Here is a 20,958-nt window from a genome sequence, read left to right on the forward strand (position 1 = left end):
AACAGCCAATGTTTAGCTCTCTTTACCCGCTTTTTACCAGGTAAATTTATAGGATTGTAGCGTAAAAAAAGAGAATTTCGCAGTCTTGCGGAGCAGGTATTAGTGCGTATGATAGCGTCACTGGAGTTGTGCTTTTAATATATTTGCCTCTAACCCCAGGAATCCGCACATGCGTATCGAAGAAGATCTTAAGTTAGGTTTCAAAGACGTTCTTATCCGCCCTAAACGCTCTACACTGAAAAGTCGCTCAGACGTTGAACTCGAACGTCAATTCACCTTTAAGCATTCCGGTCAGACGTGGTCTGGCGTGCCGATTATCGCGGCCAACATGGACACCGTCGGGACCTTCGAGATGGCGACCGCGCTGGCGCAATTCGACATCCTTACTGCGGTACATAAACACTACAGCCCTGAGGAGTGGAATGCGTTTGTCGCCTCCGCCTCGGCTGACGTGGTGAAGCATGTGATGGTCTCGACCGGTACGTCTGATGCAGATTTCGAGAAAACCAAACAGATCCTGAACGCCAATCCGGCGCTGAATTTTGTCTGCATTGACGTGGCAAATGGTTATTCCGAGCATTTCGTCCAGTTCGTCAGCAAGGCGCGTGAAGCATGGCCAACCAAAACCATCATCGCGGGCAACGTGGTGACCGGTGAAATGTGTGAAGAGCTGATCCTCTCCGGGGCCGACATTGTGAAAGTGGGCATTGGCCCGGGCTCCGTTTGCACCACGCGCGTGAAAACCGGTGTGGGTTATCCGCAGCTGTCTGCGGTAATTGAATGCGCTGACGCTGCGCACGGTCTGGGCGGCCAGATCATCAGCGACGGTGGCTGCACCATGCCAGGCGATGTGGCGAAAGCCTTCGGCGGCGGCGCGGATTTCGTGATGCTCGGCGGCATGCTGGCAGGCCACGAAGAGAGCGGCGGTACCGTGGTGGAAGAGAACGGCGAGAAATTCATGCTATTCTACGGAATGAGCTCTGAATCCGCGATGACCCGTCACGTGGGTGGTGTCGCGAAATACCGTGCGGCGGAAGGCAAAACCGTTAAGCTACCACTGCGTGGTCCGGTCGAAAACACGGCGCGCGATATCCTCGGCGGTCTGCGTTCTGCCTGCACCTACGTGGGGGCATCCCGCCTGAAAGAGCTGACGAAACGCACGACGTTTATCCGCGTTCAGGAGCAGGAAAACCGCGTATTCAATAGCCTCTGACGGCTACGGCTGGCGCGCGCCCGTGCGCCAGCATTACCCCGCGCTCATTGCATCCCCCAGATGGAAAATTGGCAGATACATCGCCACCACCAGCGTGCCAATAATCAGACCTGTCACGACCAGTAGCAAAGGCTCAAGAAGCGCCGCCAGATTGTCTGCCTGCTGGAATGTCTGTTCCGTATGATGGCGGGCCAGATTCATCAGCATCACATCCAGTGAACCCGACACTTCTCCGGTGCGAATGAGCTGAATACACAGTGGTGTAAAAACAGAGGCCTTCTGGAAGGAGGACCACACGGGCATCCCCTGTTCGATATCGCTGCGTATCTCACGGAGTTTCTCCTGCCAATAGCCACTCTCAACGGTCTCCTCCACACTCTCCACTCCTTGTAAAAAAGCAATTCCAGCCTGCTGGGTTAATGACAGCACGGTAAAAATTTGCCCCAGTTTTTGCCCACGCATCAGCGTGCCCATCACCGGTACATGTAACAGGACGTACTGCCAGCGCGGATGCCGCCGCAGCTTACAGGCGATGACAACCATTGCCACGATCAGGGCCAAAAGGGTGAGCATATGCGCCTGAACCAGGGCCGCCAGCCCCATGACTGCCTGCGTGAGCAAAGGGAGCGGGGTGTTGAACGTTTTGTAGATTGCAGCAAACTCAGGCAACACCAGCGTGACCATCGCCAGCACCACGAAAACGGCCAGCGTCAGGATGATCAGCGGATAGCGCAGCGCTTTCTTCACCTTTGCACTGAGCTGCTGCTGGGATTTTTGCTGCAGCGCAAGCTGACGGCAGCAGGCTTCGAGCTTACCCGTCAGCTCACCCGTCTTCACCATCGAGACATAAAGGGGGCTAAACACCTCTGGCCATTTCTTCATGGCCTCTGACAGGGCGCAACCTTCGCTCAGGTCATCAGCAAGACTGTGCAGCAGCGCCTGCCAGTGCTTCAAAGGATGCTGTTCCGCCAGCATGTGCAGGCTTTGGGACAGCGTGAGTCCGGCCTGTAGCAGCGTGGCGAGCTGGCGAAAAATATCGTAGCAGTGTTGCACCTGCCATCGGTGTCGCTGCTGGCAGCGTTTTAGCGCCAGCGGGTGCAGCTGTTTAAGCACCAGAGCCGTGTAAGCTGCGTTACGGTCGATGGCCCAGAGGGTGCCGGTTTGCACCTCCCCCTCGGTGGTCAGGGCACGCCAGCGCCACAGCGAATTAGCAGCCATCGGGCATTCCCAGGACGCGCAACAGCTCTTCGAGCGTGGTCAGCCCTTGCTCTACGGCCATGCAGCCGTGCTCAAACAAAGAGGTCATTCCCGCCTGACGTGCGCTGGATCCAATCACCTCCGTGCTTGCTCCGCTGGCGATGGCCTGCCGCAGCGTGTCGTCGATGACGAGCACTTCAAAAATGGCTACGCGACCATAAAAACCGTGGTAGCAGCGCTCGCAACCGGTGGGTTGCCAGCGAGGAAGCGGCCGGGGCCACAGCGTGCGAGGTAATTCGGTGTGGCGGCTGGCTTCCTGTCGGCAGTACGGGCATAAACGACGCACCAGCCGCTGGGCAATCACCATCGAGAGCGCCGAAGAGATCATCCAGCGCGCGACGCCCATCTGTTGCAGCCGTACCAGCGTTTCAGTCGTCGAATTAGTATGGAGGGTGGACAGCACCAGATGCCCGGTTTGCGCCGCCTTAATGGCAATTTCTGCCGTTTCGCCGTCACGAATTTCACCCACCATAATGATGTCAGGATCCTGCCTGAGCAGGGCACGCAGCACGCTCTGGAAGGTCAGCCCCGCGCGCGGATTAATCTGCGTCTGGTTTAAGCCTGCAAGCGGGATTTCAACGGGATCTTCCACGCTGCAAATATTAACGTCAGGGGTATTTCGCGCCTGTAACGCACTGTACAGCGTCACCGTTTTCCCGCTACCGGTCGGGCCGGTGACCAGAATCAACCCCTGAGGGCTGTTAAGCGCCCCGGCAAAACGGGCCTGCTGGTCTGCACTCATCCCCAGCAGTTCAAGCTCCAGAGCCTGCTGTACCTGGTGAAGCAGACGAAGCACGATTTTTTCTCCACCGCTACAGGGAAGGGTTGCGATACGAAAAGAGACGGGGACGCTTGCCAGCTCCACCGTAAACTGACCGTCCTGCGGCAGGCGGCGCTCCGCAATATCCAGTTGGCCCAGCACCTTCAGGCGTGCGGCAAGCGTCGTACCGAGGGCGGCGGAAACCGGCGGTTGCGGGTAGAGAACACCGTCGATTCGCAAACGGATCTGGTAGCCGTGCTCCGTCGGTTCAATATGGATGTCAGAAGCCCGCTGGTTCACTGCCTGCTGCAACGTTGTACTGAGCACGTCAGCGGCTGAGTTTGGCACTATTCCCGGTAGGTGTGATGATGAGAGGGACTGAAGCCGTTTCTCCATCCGTTCAGCCGTCCAGCACTCAATATCAATACGTTTCTGCGTGGCGAAGCGTAACGCTTCCATCAGCTCAGAGGCAGGATTACCCACCACCGCAATGCTGATCATCTCGGTGTCGCTTGCGAGTAGCAGTGCGTGATGGCGCTGACAAAGCGTCATAAGCTGTTCGGTGTTCATTGTCCACTCCTGTCAGTTGTTGTCGAAGCGGAAAACATCTTCACAGGCTTGTCTGAGCGCCGTGTCGGACGCAATGTTGCAGGCACGCGTCCAGCCCGTCATACCGTTACCATCGCTCCAGATCGGTGTCATGAGCACTTCAAGTCCGTTAAGGCTTTCCTGCCCTGTTAACGATACGACCCCCTTCGCCACGCTCATCGCTGAAACGTAACGCGTGGTAGTCGGGGAGGGGATGCCATTGGTTCCTGCGTCGCAGCGATCCACACCACCACGATCCAGGGCGCAAAGCTCAATAGCGGTGCGGTAGGGAATGAACGTTTGAAGCATATCGGTGAGCGCTGCTTTTCGCAGGTAGTTCTGATAGGCCGGGATGCTAATCGCGCTCAGGATGGCAATAATGCCAATGACCACCATTAGCTCAATCAGGGTAAATCCTTGTTGTCTGTTCATATCTGCTCCTTACGTTAAGTGGCGCTACTGTGGCAGTATCGGCGCGCAGAAACGAGGGGCAAAAGCGCGAACGTGAAAGGGCTTTCAGGGAAATGATTCAGTGTTGCAGAGAAGGACAGCGTAATTGCGAGCGGTTTCGTATTTCCCCTCTCCGGGCGGAGAGGGGAAGATCAGTTATTTGAAGCGCATCGAGAGGTCCAGGGCACGTACGTGCTTGGTCAGGGCTCCCACGGAGATATAATCGACGCCGGTTTCAGCAAATTCGCGGAGGGTGTCGAACGTCACGTTGCCGGACACCTCAAGCTGCGCCTGGCCGTTTGTGCGTTTGACCGCTTCACGCATCTGCTCCGTGTCGAAGTTATCGAGCATGATGATGTCAGCCCCCGCTTTAATGGCCTCGTCCAGCTCATCCAGCGTTTCCACTTCCACTTCGACCGGCACATCCGGATGCAGCCAGAAGGCTTTTTCCACGGCCTGACGTACCGAGCCAGAGGCAATAATGTGGTTCTCTTTGATCAGGAAGGCATCGGATAGCCCCAGACGATGGTTGGCGCCACCGCCGCAGAGCACGGCGTATTTCAGCGCGGTGCGCAGGCCCGGCAGGGTTTTACGGGTATCCAGCAGCTGCGTGCGGGTGCCTGCCAGCAGGTCAACGTAGCGGCGTACTTCACTGGCAACGCCAGAGAGCGTTTGCACAAAATTGAGCGCGGTGCGTTCACCGGTCAGCAAGACGCGGGACGGGCCGTCCAGCTCGAACAGTGGCTGATTTGCCGTGACCGCATCACCGTCCTCAACGTGCCATGTTACCTGCACCTCGTCGCCCGCCAGCTGGGTAAAGACCTCCTCAACCCAGCGTTTGCCGCAGAAAACCCCCGCTTCGCGGGTGATGACTACCGCGTGCGACCGTGTCTCTTTTGGCAACAATTGGGCGGTAATATCGTTATCGGCGCTGACGTCACCGCCGAGGTCTTCTCTCAGGGCATGGGCAACGCTTGCCGGGATATCACTATTAATACGTTCCAGAAGCGCGTCACGTCGGTGGTCGGGGTTATAGCGGCGAGGCGGCATGATAAAACTCCAAATTGGTAACGAATCATAATATTGAAACATGCTACTCTGAACCGAGTAACAGCACCATAGATAAGGAGTTCCAGCATGTTGTTAGAAAACGGATGGCTGGTGGACGCGCGACATGTACCGTCGCCGCACCACGATTGCCGCCCGGAGGATGAAAAGCCCACACTGCTGGTGGTTCACAACATAAGTCTCCCGCCAGGTGAGTTTGGCGGTCCGTGGATCGACGCGTTATTCACAGGAACGATAGATCCCGATGCTCATCCTTACTTTGCTGAGATTGCGCATTTGCGCGTATCGGCGCACTGCCTGATCCGCCGTGATGGCGAAGTGGTTCAGTATGTTCCTTTTGATAAGCGAGCCTGGCATGCCGGCGTGTCGATGTATCAGGGGCGCGAGCGGTGCAATGATTTCTCCATTGGAATTGAACTGGAAGGAACGGACACCACGCCTTACACCGATGCGCAATATCAGAAACTGGTTGCTGTGACGCAAACTTTAGTGGGGCTTTATCCCGCCATTGCAGACAATATTACGGGGCACAGCGACATCGCCCCCGAAAGAAAAACCGACCCCGGCCCGGCGTTTGACTGGTCCCGGTTTCACGCCATGCTTACCACGTCGTCAGATAAGGAGATAACATGACGTTGTTTACCATGCTGCTGGTTATGATCGCCGAACGCCTGTTTAAGCTCGGCGAGCACTGGCATCTGGATCATCGGCTGGAAGTATTATTCCGCCGGATCAAGCATTTTTCTATGCTACGCACGCTGCTTATGACGGCAGGTGTGATGGTGATTACGTTCCTGTTGCTACGCTCACTTTACGGCCTCTTTTTCAACGTGCCGCTGCTGGTGGTATGGATACTGCTGGGCGTGTTGTGTATTGGCGCGGGCAAGGTGCGTTTGCACTATCACGCGTATCTGAAAGCTGCTTCCCGGGATGATGTCCACGCGCGCGGCGCGATGGCGAGCGAGCTGACGATGATCCACGGCGTACCGCCGGACTGCGATGAACGCGAATTTCTGCGCGAGCTACAAAACGCGCTGCTGTGGATTAACTTCCGTTACTACCTGGCGCCGCTGTTCTGGTTTGTGGTGGGCGGTCCATGGGGACCAGTACTGCTGATGGGCTATGCTTTTCTGCGCGCCTGGCAGACCTGGCTTGCCCGCTACCTTACGCCGCATGAACGTCTCCAGTCCGGCATTGATGCCATTCTGCACGTGCTCGACTGGCTTCCGGTGCGACTGGTCGGCGTGGTCTATGCCCTCATCGGTCACGGTGAAAAGGCGTTGCCAGCGTGGTTTGCCTCCCTTGCAGACCGCCATACCGCGCAGTATCAGGTCTTAACCCGACTGGCTCAATTCTCGCTGGCTCGCGAGCCGCACACGAATAAAGTCGAAACGCCTAAAGCTGCCGTCTCGATGGCGAAAAAAACGTCGTTTGTGGTGGTGGTGATTGTGGCGTTGCTGACGATTTACGGCACGCTGGTCTGACCCAGCGCGCCGAAGCCGTTACAGCGTATCCGCAGGCGGGATGCCGAAATCAGGCATCCCGTTGTCGTCCCAGCGGACGAGCTTCAGGCGAGTGTGGCGATTCGGATCGTAAAGCGGATCGCCTTCAATTTCAGTGTAGTTTCGCGCGTGGTAGACCAGCACATCGTCGCCTTCCGGCGTCTGCGTAAAGCTGTTATGGCCTGGTCCATACTGACGGTTTTCGTAGCTGGTGACGAACACCGGGCGCGTGGATTTATGCCAGTTAGCCGGGTTTTGCGGAGCGGCATCTACGTCTATCCACAGTAATCCCATGCAGTAATTCTCGTCGGTGGCGCTGGCGGAATAGCTGATAAATAGCTTATCGCCATGGAACAGCACCGCCGGGCCTTCGTTGACCCAGAATCCGCGGCACTCCCAGTCATATTCCGGTTTACTGAGCATCACCGGCTTGCCTTTCAGCGTCCACGGATTTTCCATTTCACACAGGTAAAGATTGGAGTTACCGGAAATGTCCGGGGCTTTTTGCGCCCACAGATACCAGCGTTTGCCCTGATGCACAAAGGTAGTGGCATCCAGCGCGAAGGTGTCAAACGGGGTTTTGATTTGCCCTTTTTCCACCCATGTACCGGTGAGCGGATCGCGATCTGCGCATTCAATGGCGAACATGCGATGCTGGAACATCCCGAGTTCGTCGAGCGCCTGGGTATGTGTGGCGGCAAAGTAGATGTACCACTTGCCGTCGATATGATGCAGTTCCGGTGCCCAGATCAGCTGGCTCATCGGGCCGGTGTCGGGCTTGCGCCAGACAACTACCTCTTCGGCATTGCCTAAATCTTCCAGCGAGTCCGCGCGGCGGATCGCCAGCCGGTCATACTCCGGCACGGAGGCGATAAAGTAATATTGTCCTTCGTGGCGCAGGATATACGGGTCGGCGCGTTGTTCAATAAACGGGTTTGGCCAGGTTTGCATTCGGCTTTCCTTATTTAGTCTCAGCGGCTTTAAATTCCTGATAGTCGCTCAGTTCACGATAGTTGGTGCGACGCTTCTCCAGATCGGACTGGATTTGCTTCATGGTCTCACGGTCCACTTTCAGCAGACGTACAACGCCCGCGGTAATTAAATATCCAATGCCAGGAATGACGGTAAAGAGCAGCACAATGCCGTTGATGGCATCCGCGCTCTGCGCTTTTGCGCCCGCGTCATAACCGTACCAGGAGAGCAGGAAGCCAACCATCGCCCCGGCAATCGCCAGACCCAGCTTCAGGAAGAAGATGTTGCCGGAGAAGCTGATCCCGGTGATACGTTTCCCGGTTTTCCATTCACCGTAGTCGTCCACGTCGGCCATCAGTGACCAGTGCAGAGGGGATGGGATCTGGTGCAGGATATTCAGCAGGACGTAAAGCACAACAATGGTTGTCGTCGCTTTCGGGTCGAAGAAGTAGAAGGCGCAGGAGAAAATCGCCAGCGCGATGTTGGTCCAGAAGAAGACCTTCAGCTTGCACCAGCGGTCGGTCAGCACTTTTGCCAGCATACTGCCGAACATCATGCCGACAACGCCCAGGCTGATAAACAGCGTGGCGAAATGGGTGCTTTGCCCCATTACCCAGGTGACGTAATACATGGTGGCCGCCATGCGGATAAAGCCCGGGCAGACGTTGCAGAGCGTCAGAAGCAGAATGCGCACCCACTGGTCATTCTTCCACACATCCTTCAGGTCGTTTTTCAGTTCGTCGTGGGTTTGTACAGCCGGGCGAACGCGCTCGCGCACCGTGGCGAAGCAGAACAGGAACATGCAGGTACCAATCAGCGCCAGCACGGTCATCGCCATCTGGTAGCCTTTGGCTTTGTTATCCCCACCGAACCAGTCAGCCATTGGCAGGAGCGTAAGCGACAGCAGCAGCGTGGCGATACCGACCATAACAAAACGATAGGACTGGCAGGCTACGCGCTCTTTTGGGTCGTTGGTGATCACGCCACCGAGCGAGCAGTACGGAATGTTGATGGCGGTATAGGTCAGCGACAGCAGGAAGTAGGTGACAAATGCATAGATAACTTTGCTGTTATAGCTCCACTCTGGGGTGGTGAACATCAGGATGCTGAACAGCGCATAGGGGAAGGCAATCCACAGTAGCCATGGACGAAATCGGCCATATTTGCTGCGGGTACGGTCGGCAATCGCGCCCATGATTGGGTCCGTTACGGCGTCAATCACGCGAACGGACAGCAGCAGTACCCCAACCAGCGCAGGCGCCAGACCAAAAATATCCGTATAAAAATAGTTAACAAATAACATGATGGCGCCAAAGATAATGTTGCATCCGGCGTCACCCATGCCATAGCCGATCTTTTCTTTTACTGACAGTTTGTTGTTATCCATCGACAGATCTCCGGGTTTCGGTATGGAGAGAATTATTCGCTGGCAAACGGATATATGCGTTGCAATATAAGGGCGGTGATATGGAGGATTTTGCTGTTGGCGTGAATTTGTGAGGAAGGTAACAAGACGCTGTACCCGCAACCGCGGGTACAGCGAGAAAACACTTAGTGCGCTTTCACCGTTTTGGCGTTTTTCTGTTTCACCATATAGCCCACGCCGAGGATCGCAATCCACACCGGGATGAGGTAGACGGAAATCGCCATGCCTGGCGTGATGAGCATGATGATCAGCACGGCCGCCATGAACAGCAGGCAAACCCAGTTCCCCAGCGGATAGAGCAGGGCAGGGAAGCGCGTGGTTACGCCCTGCTGCTGCTTGGCGCGGCGGAACTTGATGTGCGCGAGGCTAATCATCGCCCAGTTGATCACCAGCGCGGAAACCACCAACGCCATCAGCAGGCCGAAGGCCGATTCCGGTGCCAGGTAGTTAATCAGAACGCAAAGCGCCGTCACGACCGCCGACACGATAATGGTGTTAACCGGTACGCCACGTTTATCAACGGTAAGCAGCGCTTTCGGTGCGTTGCCCTGTTGCGCCAGGCCGAACAGCATACGGCTGTTGCAGTAAACGCAGCTGTTATAAACAGAGAGCGCGGCGGTCAGCACTACGACGTTAAGCGCGTTCGCCACGAAGGTGTCGCCCAGCTCGTGGAAGATCAGCACAAACGGGCTGGTATCCGCCGTGACGCGTGTCCATGGCAGCAGGGAGAGCAGGACCGCCAGGGAGCCCACGTAGAAGATCAGAATACGGTAGATAACCTGATTTGTGGCTTTCGGGATGCTCTGCTCCGGGTTGTCGGCTTCCGCGGCGGTGATGCCCACCAGCTCCAGACCGCCGAAGGAGAACATAATGATCGCCATCATCATTACCAGGCCGGTCATGCCGTGCGGCAGGAACCCGCCCTGTTCCCAGAGGTTGCGCACGGTTGCCTGCGGGCCACCGTTGCCGCTGAAGAGCAGCCAGCCGCCAAAAATGATCATCGCTACAACGGCAATTACTTTGATAATGGCGAACCAGAACTCCATTTCTCCAAACACTTTCACGTTGGTCAGGTTAATGGCGTTGATCAGCACGAAGAAGACTGCCGCAGACGCCCAGGTGGGGATCTCCGGGTACCAGAATTGAATGTATTTACCGACGGCGGTGAGTTCCGCCATAGCAACCAGCACGTAAAGAACCCAGTAGTTCCATCCAGAGGCGAAGCCCGCAAAGCTGCCCCAGTATTTATAGGCAAAGTGGCTAAAAGAGCCTGCAACCGGCTCCTCAACGACCATTTCCCCTAACTGGCGCATAATCAAAAACGCAATGAAACCTGCAATCGCGTAACCCAGAATAATGCCCGGACCGGCCGACTGGATAACGGACGCACTGCCCAGAAACAGGCCAGTACCAATAGCACCGCCCAGGGCGATGAGCTGAATATGGCGGTTTTTAAGGCCGCGCTTTAGCTGATCGCCATGCTGTTGAGCTTCCATTTGAAACCTCGTGTGTGGTTGTTATGTTCACGCTGTGCGTGTGTAATTATGAAAGTCCATATTCTGTATTTATTTCTTTACGGTTAACGATACCGAAAAAAGCGGAGATGGCTTCCGTTAGCGCCAGAATAGTGGTAAGTGCCAGCGAATGCACCTGCTTTATGAAGGGATGATGACGACTTGAATAAAAAGAAACCAATTGTAAATCGGTACGTTAACCCCTCATACCCCAACCTATAGAATAGAAATGCGTCATAAGTGGACGAATTTTCATATTTTGCCTTGTTGAATCGCTTCAGATTGCAAAAGCCCTCGTTTAAATATGGTTAAAACTGCCCCTTTGGGAGTAACCATTTCATTTGTGCAAAGTTACATTCCTGAAACGTTAGTTCTGTAAGGTTGTTAAAATGTGCCGGGTTTCCTGATTTCAATCAAAACCAATATGGACAGAAGGTGAATACTTTGTTACTTTAGCGATACGAACATGAAATTGGTAAGACCAATTGACTCCGGGCAAAAAGGCGTAAGACAGGGAATATGGCCTACAGCAAAATTCGCCAACCAAAACTTTCCGATGTGATTGAGCAGCAGCTGGAGTTTTTGATTCTCGAAGGGACACTGCGCCCGGGCGAGAAACTCCCGCCAGAACGCGAGCTGGCAAAACAGTTCGACGTTTCACGCCCCTCTCTGCGTGAGGCGATTCAACGTCTCGAAGCAAAGGGCCTGTTGCTCCGTCGTCAGGGTGGCGGAACCTTTGTGCAAAACAGCCTGTGGCAGAGCTTCAGCGACCCGCTGGTAGAACTTCTCTCTGACCACCCAGAATCCCAGTTTGATCTGCTTGAGACCCGTCACGCGCTGGAAGGTATCGCGGCCTATTACGCCGCCCTTCGCAGCACTGATGAAGACCGCGTACGTATTCGCGAGCTGCATCAGGCCATTGAACGGGCACAGCAGTCCGGCGACTTAGACGCCGAATCCAGCGCCGTTGTCCAGTATCAAATTGCCGTCACCGAAGCAGCGCACAACGTGGTGCTCCTCCATCTGCTACGCTGCATGGAGCCCATGCTGGCCCAGAACGTTCGTCAGAATTTTGAATTGTTGTATGCCCGTCGGGAGATGCTCCCGCTGGTAAGCAACCATCGCACCCGAGTATTCGAGGCGATAATGGCCGGGGAACCGGAGCAGGCGCGTGAAGCGTCGCACCGCCATCTGGCTTTCATTGAGGAAATCTTGCTGGACCGCAGCCGTGAACAATCGCGTCGCGAGCGTTCATTGCGCCGCATACAGCAACGAAAGGATTAAGCGCCAGGTACTTTTAGAGCGCGGCAACTAAACGCAGAACCTGTCTTATTGTGTTCTTAACCGAGAGCACAATGGGACAGGTTCCAGACAAATCAACGTATTAGATAGATAAGGAATACCCCCATGTCAGAACGTCTCCAAAATGACGTGGATCCGATCGAAACTCGCGACTGGCTACAGGCGATCGAATCGGTCATCCGTGAAGAAGGTGTTGAGCGTGCTCAGTATCTGATTGATCAGCTGCTTTCAGAAGCGCGCAAAGGCGGCGTGAAAGTGGCTTCAGGTGCAGGGGCTAGCAACTACGTAAACACGATTGCCGTCGAAGACGAACCGGAATACCCGGGCAATCTGGATCTGGAACGCCGTATCCGTTCTGCTATCCGCTGGAACGCTATCATGACCGTTCTGCGCGCATCCAAGAAAGATCTGGAACTGGGTGGCCACATGGCGTCCTTCCAGTCCTCTGCGACCGTTTACGAAGTGTGCTTCAACCACTTCTTCCGTGCAGCCAACGAGAAAGACGGCGGCGATCTGGTGTACTTCCAGGGCCACATCTCTCCGGGCATCTATGCACGTGCCTTCCTGGAAGGTCGTCTGACTGAAGAGCAGATGAACAACTTCCGTCAGGAAGTTCACGGTAAGGGTCTGTCTTCTTATCCGCACCCTAAACTGATGCCTGAGTTCTGGCAGTTCCCGACCGTATCTATGGGTCTGGGTCCAATTGGTGCAATCTATCAGGCTAAATTCCTGAAGTACCTGGAACACCGTGGTCTGAAAGACACCTCTGAGCAGACCGTTTACGCCTTCCTGGGCGACGGTGAAATGGATGAGCCAGAATCTAAAGGCGCGATCACCATCGCGACCCGTGAGAAGCTGGACAACCTGTGCTTCATCATCAACTGTAACCTGCAACGTCTGGATGGTCCGGTAACCGGTAACGGCAAGATCATTAACGAACTGGAAGGCATCTTCGCGGGTGCAGGCTGGAACGTGATCAAAGTCATGTGGGGCGGTCGTTGGGATGAGCTGCTGCGTAAAGACACCAGCGGTAAACTGATCCAGCTGATGAACGAAACCGTTGACGGCGACTACCAGACCTTCAAATCCAAAGACGGTGCCTACGTTCGTGAGCACTTCTTCGGCAAATATCCTGAAACCGCAGCCCTGGTTGCAGACTGGACTGACGAGCAGATCTGGGCGCTGAACCGCGGTGGTCACGATCCGAAGAAAGTTTACGCTGCACTGAAAAAAGCGCAGGAAACCAAAGGTAAAGCGACTGTGATCCTGGCCCACACCATCAAAGGTTACGGCATGGGTGATACCGCAGAAGGTAAAAACATCGCTCACCAGGTTAAGAAAATGAACATGGACGGCGTGCGTTATATCCGCGACCGTTTCAACGTTCCAGTGACCGATGAGCAGGTAGAAAACCTGTCTTACATCACCTTCCCGGAAGGGTCTGAAGAGCACAAATACCTGCACGAACGTCGTCAGGCACTGAAAGGCTACCTGCCTGCTCGTCAGCCTAACTTCACCGAGAAGCTGGAACTGCCAGCCCTGGAAGACTTCTCTCAACTGCTGGAAGAGCAGAACAAAGAGATCTCTACCACTATCGCTTTCGTTCGTGCCCTGAACGTGATGCTGAAGAACAAGTCAATCAAAGATCGTCTGGTTCCAATCATCGCCGACGAAGCGCGTACTTTCGGTATGGAAGGTCTGTTCCGTCAGATCGGTATCTACAGCCCGAACGGCCAGCAGTACACCCCGCAGGACCGTGAGCAGGTTGCATACTACAAAGAAGACGAGAAAGGTCAGATCCTGCAGGAAGGTATCAACGAGCTGGGCGCAGGCGCATCCTGGCTGGCTGCTGCGACCTCTTACAGCACCAACAACCTGCCGATGATCCCGTTCTACATCTACTACTCCATGTTCGGGTTCCAGCGTATCGGTGATCTGTGCTGGCAGGCAGGCGACCAGCAGGCTCGCGGCTTCCTGATCGGTGGTACTTCTGGTCGTACGACCCTGAATGGTGAAGGTCTGCAGCACGAAGATGGTCACAGCCACATTCAGTCTCTGACTATCCCTAACTGTATCTCTTACGACCCGTCTTACGCGTACGAAGTGGCAGTCATCATGCATGACGGTCTGCAGCGCATGTACGGTGAAGCGCAAGAGAACGTTTACTACTACATCACCACCCTGAACGAAAACTACCACATGCCGGCAATGCCAGCAGGTGCCGAGGAAGGTATCCGTAAAGGTATCTACAAACTCGAAACCATCGAAGGTAGCAAAGGTAAAGTTCAGCTGCTGGGCTCCGGTTCTATCCTCCGTCACGTTCGTGAAGCAGCGCAGATCCTGGCGAAAGACTACGGTGTGGGTTCCGATGTGTACTCTGTGACCTCCTTCACTGAACTGGCGCGTGATGGCCAGGATTGTGAGCGCTGGAACATGCTGCACCCAATGGAAACCCCACGCGTTCCGTACATCGCTCAGGTGATGAACGACGCGCCAGCGGTGGCGTCTACTGACTATATGAAACTGTTCGCTGAGCAGGTTCGTACTTACGTTCCAGCTGATGATTATCGCGTACTGGGTACTGACGGCTTCGGTCGTTCTGACAGCCGCGAAAACCTGCGTCACCACTTCGAAGTTGATGCTTCCTACGTGGTTGTAGCAGCACTGGGCGAACTGGCTAAACGTGGCGAAATCGATAAGAAAGTGGTTGCGGACGCAATCACCAAATTCAACATCGATGCAGATAAAGTTAACCCGCGTCTGGCGTAAGAGGTAAAAGAATAATGGCTATCGAAATCAATGTACCGGACATCGGGGCTGATGAAGTTGAAATCACCGAGATCCTGGTCAAAGTAGGCGACAAAGTTGAAGCTGAACAGTCGCTGATCACCGTAGAAGGCGACAAAGCCTCTATGGAAGTCCCGTCTCCTCAGGCTGGCATCGTTAAAGAGATCAAAGTCTCTGTTGGCGATAAAACCGAGACTGGCAAACTGATCATGATTTTCGATTCCGCCGACGGTGCAGCAGCTGCTGCACCTGCGCAGGAAGAGAAGAAAGAAGCCGCTCCTGCTGCTGCTCCAGCAGCGGCCGCGGCAGCGAAAGAAGTAAATGTGCCTGACATCGGCGGTGACGAAGTTGAAGTTACCGAAATCCTGGTGAAAGTGGGCGACACCGTTGCGGCTGAGCAGTCACTGATCACCGTAGAAGGCGACAAAGCCTCTATGGAAGTGCCAGCACCGTTCGCCGGTACCGTTAAAGAGATCAAGATCAACACCGGCGACAAAGTGTCTACCGGCTCGCTGATCATGGTCTTTGAAGTGGCGGGTGCAGCACCTGCCGCTGCGCCTGCTCAGGCTGCTGCTCCGGCTCCGGCCGCTGCACCAGCGGCTGCTGGCGGCGCGAAAGACGTTAACGTACCGGATATCGGCGGTGACGAAGTTGAAGTGACCGAAGTGATGGTGAAAGTGGGCGACAAAGTTGCCGCTGAACAGTCACTGATCACCGTTGAAGGCGACAAAGCTTCTATGGAAGTGCCTGCGCCGTTCGCCGGTACCGTTAAAGAGATCAAAATCAGCACCGGCGACAAAGTGTCTACCGGCTCTCTGATCATGGTCTTCGAAGTGGAAGGCGCAGCGCCTGCCGCCGCTCCGGCTGCCGCGGCTGCTCCGGCACCTGCTGCTGCACCGGCTCAGGCTGCTAAACCTGCTGCTGCCCCTGCTGCTAAAGCAGAAAAATCTGAGTTCGCTGAAAACGACGCTTACGTCCACGCGACTCCGCTGATTCGTCGCCTGGCGCGCGAATTCGGTGTGAACCTGGCGAAAGTGAAGGGCACCGGCCGTAAAGGTCGTATCCTGCGCGAAGACGTTCAGGCTTACGTGAAAGACGCGGTGAAACGCGCCGAAGCTGCACCTGCAGCAGCAGCTGGCGGCGGTATCCCGGGCATGCTGCCATGGCCGAAAGTGGACTTCAGCAAGTTCGGTGAAATCGAAGAAGTGGAGCTGGGCCGTATCCAGAAAATCTCTGGTGCTAACCTGAGCCGTAACTGGGTGATGATCCCGCACGTTACGCACTTCGATAAGACCGATATCACCGATCTGGAAGCGTTCCGTAAACAGCAGAACGCCGAAGCTGAGAAGCGTAAGCTGGACGTGAAGTTCACCCCAGTGGTCTTTATCATGAAGGCCGTTGCCGCTGCCCTTGAGCAGATGCCACGCTTCAACAGCTCCCTGTCCGAAGACGGCCAGAAGCTGACGCTGAAGAAATACATCAACATCGGTGTTGCGGTTGATACGCCAAATGGTCTGGTGGTTCCGGTCTTCAAAGACGTGAACAAGAAGAGCATTACCGAGCTGTCCCGTGAACTGACCACCATCTCCAAAAAAGCGCGTGATGGTAAGCTGACTGCCGGCGAAATGCAGGGCGGCTGCTTCACTATCTCCAGCATCGGCGGCCTGGGTACCACCCACTTCGCGCCGATTGTAAACGCGCCGGAAGTGGCTATCCTCGGTGTGTCCAAGTCCGCGATGGAGCCGGTGTGGAATGGCAAAGAGTTCGTGCCGCGTCTGATGATGCCAATCTCTCTCTCCTTCGACCACCGCGTAATCGACGGGGCTGATGGTGCGCGTTTCATCACCATCATCAACAACACCCTGAGCGACATTCGCCGCCTGGTGATGTAATCGAAAAGCCGGCCAGTCGGCCGGCTTTTTTCTGATAATCTCATGGGGTTTTTGAGGTTATTGGTGAAAGCGATAATTCGTGAGCCGTTTGTTGTTTCAAAATTGTTAACAATTTTGTAAAATACGGGCGGATAGAACGACCCGGTGGACGACGGGTATACATTAAGAGGTCATGATGAGCACAGAAATCAAAACTCAGGTCGTAGTACTTGGGGCAGGCCCGGCAGGTTACTCCGCAGCATTTCGCGCCGCGGATTTAGGTCTGGAAACCGTCATCGTAGAACGTTACAGCACCCTCGGCGGTGTTTGTCTGAACGTCGGCTGTATCCCTTCTAAAGCGCTGCTGCACGTAGCGAAAGTTATCGAAGAAGCCAAAGCGCTGGCTGAACACGGTATCGTCTTCGGCGAGCCGAAAACCGATATCGACAAAATTCGTACCTGGAAAGAGAAAGTTATCACTCAGCTGACCGGCGGTCTGGCGGGTATGGCCAAAGGCCGTAAAGTGAAAGTGGTAAACGGTCTGGGTAAATTCACCGGTGCGAACACCCTGGAAGTGGAAGGCGAAGACGGCAAAACCGTGATCAACTTCGACAACGCGATCATCGCGGCAGGCTCTCGCCCAATCGAACTGCCATTCATTCCACATGAAGATCCACGCGTGTGGGATTCCACCGATGCGCTGGAGCTGAAAACCGTTCCTAAGCGTCTGCTGGTTATGGGCGGCGGTATCATCGGTCTGGAAATGGGTACTGTGTACCATGCGCTGGGTTCAGAGATCGACGTGGTTGAAATGTTCGACCAGGTTATCCCGGCAGCCGACAAAGATATCGTTAAAGTCTTCACCAAACGCATCAGCAAGAAATTCAACCTGATGCTGGAAACCAAAGTGACTGCCGTTGAAGCGAAAGAAGACGGTATTTACGTTTCCATGGAAGGCAAAAAAGCCCCATCCGAACCACAGCGTTACGACGCCGTGCTGGTGGCTATCGGCCGTGTGCCGAACGGTAAAAATCTCGACGCGGGCAAAGCTGGCGTGGAAGTGGACGACCGTGGCTTCATCCGCGTTGACAAACAGCTGCGTACCAACGTGCCGCACATCTTTGCTATTGGCGATATCGTCGGTCAGCCAATGCTGGCGCACAAAGGTGTTCACGAAGGTCATGTTGCCGCTGAAGTTATCGCCGGCATGAAGCATTACTTCGATCCGAAAGTGATCCCATCTATCGCGTATACCGAGCCAGAAGTTGCATGGGTTGGTCTGACTGAGAAAGAAGCGAAAGAGAAAGGCATCAGCTACGAAACTGCCACCTTCCCGTGGGCTGCTTCTGGCCGTGCTATCGCGTCCGACTGCGCAGACGGTATGACCAAACTGATCTTCGACAAAGAGACTCACCGCGTCATCGGTGGTGCGATTGTCGGTACCAATGGCGGCGAGCTGCTGGGTGAAATCGGTCTGGCTATCGAAATGGGCTGCGACGCAGAAGACATCGCGCTGACCATCCACGCACACCCGACTCTGCATGAGTCCGTGGGTCTGGCGGCAGAAGTGTTTGAAGGTAGCATTACTGACCTGCCAAACGCGAAAGCGAAGAAGAAATAAGTTTCTTCAGATGAAAAAAGCGGCCTCAGGCCGCTTTTTTTATGCGCTGCGTTCAGGGTGTGACAGGCTGCCAGGTCTTATCCGGCTGGTATTCACTAAGAGCCTGCGCTTTCTGCGCCGAATCGTTGCCGAGATCTGCCTGATAAACCGCGTCATCCTGGTTAATTACAAAGCTCATTACCCCCGTCTGACCGTAGTTCACCGGCCAGGCGACCATGGCAAAGCCATTTTTATCCGGCAGGATGCGGAATCGGTAACCATGGTAACCCGCCCCCGACTGTGGAGGACTGAACGCCGGACCCAGTGGGCTGGGCGTTTCACCGGGAGCGACGGGCCAGTACAGTCCATCCTTTTTACCTTCAGAACTGACTATCTTCTGCGCGTACTTTTGGTTCATCGCAAAATAGCTCTGCTGGGCATCAACATAGGCGTGAAGCGCTTCGATGGCTGCGAGTTCGTTGCGCCCGATTTCGCGGGTCAGGATCTCTTCTGCGGCTTCCTGCATATCAAACTGCCAGCCAGATGCCGTTTTGACTACCGGGATCGGTAGCTGCCAGCCGTTATCGCCCACCACCAGGTGCGCCACGTTGCCACTGATGACGGTTTTATGATGAACGTTCCAGTCGCGCAGGAAGCGATCGACCGCTTCGGGATCAACGCCTTCGGGCGGCAGGAAATCGCGCCAGTTTTCACCGAGCAAATTGTTCATCGCACTTTCATTTTGCTCGCTGATGGCGCTTGCCAGCGCACTGGTCGCCTGTTCTGGCGAACTGAACGATTGCTGTGCCATGACGGCCGCCGAGACCATGAACAACACCATTCCACTGAGTAATTGACGTTTCATGTCGGCTCCCTTAACGATGACGGAATTCATGGCGTTCAGCGCGTTCACCAGTGAGCTGGCGCGGCTGATGTTGACGAGTAGCGAGCTGCCGGCTTTGCGCCCCGCGCTGCTGCTGGGCTTGCCAGTTCGCGGAGCGGCTGTCGTTGCCGCTCAGGGCATTGGCCCGATGCAGCCTGGCTGGCTGCTGTACCGTCTGTGAAACCCGCTTCTCCTGTCTGTGCATGTCAGTCTGATGATGTTCACGCTGCGGCGTGCTCGTCCGTTTTACGGCCTGCGGCCTGGTGTCATATCCACGATAGTTATTTCGCTGCGAGATCTGCTTCAACTGTTGCGTTGAGGCCAGACGTTGAGCGTCCCGCGTGGCTGTATGTACTGAGTGTGGGAGGGTTTTACCCGTTGATTTTTCCATCTGGCTGAGAGCGGCCTGGCGCTGGCTGTCGCGATTGACTGGATTTTGCTGCGTCGCGCTTAGCCCGGTGGCTGTATGTGTAGAGTGGAAGCGGTTAGCCAGCTGGTTATTCGGGTAAGGCACGCCTTCACGATAGGCAGGATTGTGCTGCCAGGTGTGGTTATTACCGTTCAGGTGCTGCCCGCTGATTCTGTTGAAATTATCCACGTTGATATTGATGTTGTTATCACCGTTGCGGTTATAACCGCCGTGATTGTCCCAGTCATCATCGTGATGATGGTGATCCCAGTCGTCGTCATCCCAGTCAATATTGCTGAAAATGGCGTAGGTTGTAGCGACCCCGAGGCTAAAACCTAATCCTTTAACCAGACTGTCAGTGAATTGCTCGCCGGGTGAGGGCGGAAGATAGACCGGCGGGTAAGCGGTGTTAGGCCAGGTACCATAAACCGTATTCGGGTTATACGTGGGAACATACACCACCTGCGGATCGGCGGATTCAATCTTGATCACCGTTGGGCTGGTAGGCGTTGCGGTTGTCGTGGTTTTTGTCGATGCAGGTTTCGTGACGGTGGTGACCGTCTGCTGCGGTGTGGATTGTAGCGCACCCGTTTGTTGGGCCAGCAGGCGCAGCCGCTGTACGGAATCCATCACATCTTTCGGCTGTGCAAGGAAGGCGTCTCCCAGATTTTGTACCCATGGCGGATTTTCGCCCATCAACGACATCAGCTGAGGAAACGCAACCAGGGATTTTACGCTGGGATCCCACGGCTGGGTGGCTACCGCCTGCAGGGCGGCATCACCCTGCATTTTAGGATTGTCTTTCGACCACTGCGCGGCCTGAATAACATTTGACGGATAGGTCGACGCCATCAAGATTTGCGACAGCAGGGCATCCGGGTAAAGCGCGACAGGGGCAACCCATTGGTCGATTTGCGCCGCAGTGTAGACCGGGGCAGCGACGGGCGCAGGCTGGGCTACCGGTGCGCCAGGTTGTTGTGTAACCGGAGCAGGCGTAGCAGGTTCCGTTGCGCGGCTTTTAACGTACATGACACCCGAGGCGGCAAACAGCCCCGCACTGCAAAGCAGAACAAGAAGATGTGGTTTAAAAGGCAACTTCATAGATTGACTCCAACGAGACGAGTGCAGTGCCGTGAGGCGTTGCTGTTGCCGCGAGTATCATTCACTCGTGTTTTACAGTTTTGACTATTGTTGGGAAACCTACCGGAGCGTCCGGATAAAGAGTGTGAGTATTTATTACACAATTATATCGGATAGCTGAAAAGGCGACGGGAAAGAGGACAAGATTCGCCTCGTCTCCCCGCTACACCATGCTTAACGATTCAGCAAATAATTTAATGTTGCTTTTTTGTAAAC

At 55.0% G+C, this 20,958-nt stretch carries 16 protein-coding genes; 7 read left to right on the forward strand and 9 right to left on the reverse strand.

All coding sequences use genetic code 11. From position 1 onward, the window contains the following. Window positions 1-169: 169 nt before the first annotated feature. On the forward strand, window positions 170-1,213 hold the full coding sequence (locus L2Y28_RS03675) for a GMP reductase (protein ID WP_022647054.1): 1,044 nt from the start codon (window positions 170-172) through the stop codon (window positions 1,211-1,213). A 33-nt stretch (window positions 1,214-1,246) separates the two neighbouring features. Here L2Y28_RS03675 and hofC read toward each other — a convergent pair whose 3' ends face one another. From hofC to nadC, 4 genes are all read right to left on the reverse strand, one after another. Beyond that, on the reverse strand, window positions 1,247-2,431 hold the full coding sequence (gene hofC, locus L2Y28_RS03680) for a protein transport protein HofC (protein ID WP_022647055.1): 1,185 nt from the start codon (window positions 2,429-2,431) through the stop codon (window positions 1,247-1,249). After that, window positions 2,421-3,800, reverse strand: coding sequence for a type II secretion system protein GspE (gspE, locus tag L2Y28_RS03685; RefSeq protein WP_022647056.1), 1,380 nt, complete (start codon window positions 3,798-3,800; stop codon window positions 2,421-2,423). Before gspE ends, hofC begins: the two co-directional genes overlap by 11 nt. A 12-nt stretch (window positions 3,801-3,812) precedes the next feature. Further along, window positions 3,813-4,250, reverse strand: coding sequence for a prepilin peptidase-dependent pilin (ppdD, locus tag L2Y28_RS03690; RefSeq protein WP_022647057.1), 438 nt, complete (start codon window positions 4,248-4,250; stop codon window positions 3,813-3,815). 174 nt (window positions 4,251-4,424) lie between these two features. Then, complete coding sequence (gene nadC, locus L2Y28_RS03695) at window positions 4,425-5,318, reverse strand: carboxylating nicotinate-nucleotide diphosphorylase (protein ID WP_022647058.1); 894 nt, start codon at window positions 5,316-5,318, stop codon at window positions 4,425-4,427. An 87-nt stretch (window positions 5,319-5,405) separates the two neighbouring features. On the opposite strand from nadC, the gene ampD reads away from it, so the two are divergent. Beyond that, window positions 5,406-5,969, forward strand: a complete 564-nt coding sequence (ampD, locus tag L2Y28_RS03700) for a 1,6-anhydro-N-acetylmuramyl-L-alanine amidase AmpD (protein WP_022647059.1) — start codon at window positions 5,406-5,408, stop codon at window positions 5,967-5,969. After that, window positions 5,966-6,820: a beta-lactamase regulator AmpE gene (gene ampE, locus L2Y28_RS03705; protein WP_022647060.1), complete on the forward strand. Its 855-nt coding sequence runs from the start codon at window positions 5,966-5,968 to the stop codon at window positions 6,818-6,820. Before ampD ends, ampE begins: the two co-directional genes overlap by 4 nt. Before the next feature lie 18 nt (window positions 6,821-6,838). On the opposite strand, the gene L2Y28_RS03710 is transcribed toward ampE, so the two are convergent. The 3 genes from L2Y28_RS03710 to aroP all read right to left on the reverse strand — a co-directional run bounded on the left by L2Y28_RS03710 (window position 6,839) and on the right by aroP (window position 10,732). Then, window positions 6,839-7,789: a family 43 glycosylhydrolase gene (locus L2Y28_RS03710; protein WP_022647061.1), complete on the reverse strand. Its 951-nt coding sequence runs from the start codon at window positions 7,787-7,789 to the stop codon at window positions 6,839-6,841. A 10-nt stretch (window positions 7,790-7,799) separates the two neighbouring features. Beyond that, window positions 7,800-9,197 (reverse strand): glycoside-pentoside-hexuronide (GPH):cation symporter, encoded by a 1,398-nt coding sequence (locus L2Y28_RS03715; protein WP_022647062.1) that lies wholly within the window; start codon window positions 9,195-9,197, stop codon window positions 7,800-7,802. Window positions 9,198-9,361: 164 nt separating this feature from the next. Further along, a complete protein-coding gene (gene aroP, locus L2Y28_RS03720; RefSeq protein WP_022647063.1) occupies window positions 9,362-10,732 on the reverse strand; it encodes an aromatic amino acid transporter AroP in 1,371 nt (456 codons plus the stop codon). Between the two features lie 537 nt (window positions 10,733-11,269). Between aroP and pdhR the strand changes: the two genes are divergently transcribed. The 4 genes from pdhR to lpdA all read left to right on the forward strand — a co-directional run bounded on the left by pdhR (window position 11,270) and on the right by lpdA (window position 18,331). Further along, complete coding sequence (gene pdhR / locus L2Y28_RS03725; RefSeq protein WP_006173806.1) at window positions 11,270-12,034, forward strand: pyruvate dehydrogenase complex transcriptional repressor PdhR; 765 nt, start codon at window positions 11,270-11,272, stop codon at window positions 12,032-12,034. A 123-nt stretch (window positions 12,035-12,157) separates the two neighbouring features. Beyond that, window positions 12,158-14,821 (forward strand): pyruvate dehydrogenase (acetyl-transferring), homodimeric type, encoded by a 2,664-nt coding sequence (aceE, locus tag L2Y28_RS03730; protein ID WP_022647064.1) that lies wholly within the window; start codon window positions 12,158-12,160, stop codon window positions 14,819-14,821. A 14-nt stretch (window positions 14,822-14,835) separates the two neighbouring features. Next, window positions 14,836-16,731 carry a pyruvate dehydrogenase complex dihydrolipoyllysine-residue acetyltransferase gene (gene aceF / locus L2Y28_RS03735; protein ID WP_022647065.1) on the forward strand — a complete coding sequence of 632 codons (1,896 nt, stop codon included), beginning with the start codon at window positions 14,836-14,838 and terminating at the stop codon, window positions 16,729-16,731. Window positions 16,732-16,906: 175 nt separating this feature from the next. Continuing rightward, window positions 16,907-18,331, forward strand: coding sequence for a dihydrolipoyl dehydrogenase (gene lpdA, locus L2Y28_RS03740; protein WP_236919594.1), 1,425 nt, complete (start codon window positions 16,907-16,909; stop codon window positions 18,329-18,331). Between the two features lie 52 nt (window positions 18,332-18,383). On the opposite strand, the gene L2Y28_RS03745 is transcribed toward lpdA, so the two are convergent. Together L2Y28_RS03745 and L2Y28_RS03750 are read right to left on the reverse strand one after the other, a co-directional pair. Continuing rightward, on the reverse strand, window positions 18,384-19,175 hold the full coding sequence (locus L2Y28_RS03745) for a DUF2950 family protein (protein WP_022647066.1): 792 nt from the start codon (window positions 19,173-19,175) through the stop codon (window positions 18,384-18,386). Window positions 19,176-19,185: 10 nt separating this feature from the next. Next, the gene (locus tag L2Y28_RS03750) at window positions 19,186-20,703 is read right to left on the reverse strand and encodes a DUF3300 domain-containing protein (protein WP_022647067.1); all 1,518 of its coding nucleotides are present in this window, start codon (window positions 20,701-20,703) and stop codon (window positions 19,186-19,188) included. Window positions 20,704-20,958: the final 255 nt, after the last annotated feature.

Source organism: Enterobacter sp. JH25 (assembly GCF_021725435.1).
In the GTDB taxonomy this organism is placed as follows: Bacteria; Pseudomonadota; Gammaproteobacteria; order Enterobacterales; family Enterobacteriaceae; genus Enterobacter; species Enterobacter intestinihominis.

What these genes read in the sequence shown, in the direction of transcription:
- L2Y28_RS03675 (WP_022647054.1), top strand. Translation starts at nt 170, where the DNA reads ATGCGTATCGAAGAAGATCTTAAGTTAGGTTTCAAAGACGTTCTTATC.
- ampE (WP_022647060.1), top strand. Translation starts at nt 5,966, where the DNA reads ATGACGTTGTTTACCATGCTGCTGGTTATGATCGCCGAACGCCTGTTT.
- ampD (WP_022647059.1), top strand. Translation starts at nt 5,406, where the DNA reads ATGTTGTTAGAAAACGGATGGCTGGTGGACGCGCGACATGTACCGTCG.
- lpdA (WP_236919594.1), top strand. Translation starts at nt 16,907, where the DNA reads ATGAGCACAGAAATCAAAACTCAGGTCGTAGTACTTGGGGCAGGCCCG.
- hofC (WP_022647055.1), bottom strand. Translation starts at nt 2,431, where the DNA reads ATGGCTGCTAATTCGCTGTGGCGCTGGCGTGCCCTGACCACCGAGGGG.
- aceF (WP_022647065.1), top strand. Translation starts at nt 14,836, where the DNA reads ATGGCTATCGAAATCAATGTACCGGACATCGGGGCTGATGAAGTTGAA.
- ppdD (WP_022647057.1), bottom strand. Translation starts at nt 4,250, where the DNA reads ATGAACAGACAACAAGGATTTACCCTGATTGAGCTAATGGTGGTCATT.
- gspE (WP_022647056.1), bottom strand. Translation starts at nt 3,800, where the DNA reads ATGAACACCGAACAGCTTATGACGCTTTGTCAGCGCCATCACGCACTG.
- nadC (WP_022647058.1), bottom strand. Translation starts at nt 5,318, where the DNA reads ATGCCGCCTCGCCGCTATAACCCCGACCACCGACGTGACGCGCTTCTG.
- L2Y28_RS03715 (WP_022647062.1), bottom strand. Translation starts at nt 9,197, where the DNA reads ATGGATAACAACAAACTGTCAGTAAAAGAAAAGATCGGCTATGGCATG.
- aceE (WP_022647064.1), top strand. Translation starts at nt 12,158, where the DNA reads ATGTCAGAACGTCTCCAAAATGACGTGGATCCGATCGAAACTCGCGAC.
- aroP (WP_022647063.1), bottom strand. Translation starts at nt 10,732, where the DNA reads ATGGAAGCTCAACAGCATGGCGATCAGCTAAAGCGCGGCCTTAAAAAC.
- L2Y28_RS03750 (WP_022647067.1), bottom strand. Translation starts at nt 20,703, where the DNA reads ATGAAGTTGCCTTTTAAACCACATCTTCTTGTTCTGCTTTGCAGTGCG.
- L2Y28_RS03745 (WP_022647066.1), bottom strand. Translation starts at nt 19,175, where the DNA reads ATGAAACGTCAATTACTCAGTGGAATGGTGTTGTTCATGGTCTCGGCG.
- L2Y28_RS03710 (WP_022647061.1), bottom strand. Translation starts at nt 7,789, where the DNA reads ATGCAAACCTGGCCAAACCCGTTTATTGAACAACGCGCCGACCCGTAT.
- pdhR (WP_006173806.1), top strand. Translation starts at nt 11,270, where the DNA reads ATGGCCTACAGCAAAATTCGCCAACCAAAACTTTCCGATGTGATTGAG.